This window comes from Frankia sp. R82 (assembly GCF_023716925.1).
In the GTDB taxonomy this organism is placed as follows: Bacteria; Actinomycetota; Actinomycetes; order Frankiales; family Frankiaceae; genus Frankia.
This window is the reverse complement of record NZ_JAMQQG010000189.1, coordinates 1-734: the sequence shown is the minus strand read 5'-3', so window position 1 is coordinate 734 and position 734 is coordinate 1. Positions and strand designations below refer to the sequence as shown.

At 68.5% G+C, this 734-nt stretch carries 2 protein-coding genes; both read right to left on the bottom strand.

Going from position 1 to position 734, the window contains the following annotated elements; all coding sequences use genetic code 11:
- Positions 1 to 18: 18 nt before the first annotated feature.
- Positions 19 to 504 carry a hypothetical protein gene (locus tag ND747_RS16540; protein WP_251734500.1) on the bottom strand — a complete coding sequence of 162 codons (486 nt, stop codon included), beginning with the start codon at positions 502 to 504 and terminating at the stop codon, positions 19 to 21.
- Positions 501 to 734: hypothetical protein (locus tag ND747_RS16535; protein WP_251734499.1), on the bottom strand; the 234-nt coding region annotated here is incomplete at its 5' end. The genes ND747_RS16535 and ND747_RS16540, both read right to left, overlap by 4 nt.

The window sequence follows — 734 nt, the reverse complement described above, 5'->3', positions numbered from 1 at the left end:
GGGATCGCGAGGAGCGTCTCAGATCGGTTCGACGACGATGTCAGCGCGGTCGAGTGTGGCGGTGTAGGCGGCTATGCCGTCCGGGTCGCTGGTGAGGATCTGGGCCGGACCGTGAAGAGCAGCCGCTATGACGACCAGGGCGTCGATGACGTCCGGCCGCTTCTTCGCGGGGAGCCTGGCCTCGGCGAGCATGGCCCCCGCCCGTTTATACGAGTCGAGGGTGAAGGTTCTCGCGCAGGCGACACAGCCGGCGGGGATGCTTGACACGCCGCGCATGGGGGGCGCGCTCTCCCGAGTCTGGGGCACGGTGCAGTCCTTCAGGTACTGACTGAAGACATGAACCGTCTTCGGGTCTGGTCGCCACGCCTGGGCGAGGACCGGGCCGATGACGACAGGCCGGTGCGGAGCCGCGCGTAGGCCGTGGTGGAGCAGCCGCGCCGCGGACCTGTCTCGCAGGAGCGCCACCAGCATCCCGGCGTCATAGACGACAGTACGCGCGATCATGCGACGCTCACGTTGTCCGATCCAAGCGCACTGTTCAGGACCCGGTGGACGAGCGCCTGCTCGTCCGTGGTCAGGGCGTCGAACGAAGGCAGGTCCAGCTCAGGGAGGCCGCCAGCCTGCTCAAGGGCTACCTGGTTGCGCGCGTCAAGCGCCGCGAAGGTCGCCGTGGCGGCATCGTCGCGCGCCATCTGCGCGACGGCCGCCGCGATCATGTAGGCGGACACATCCAT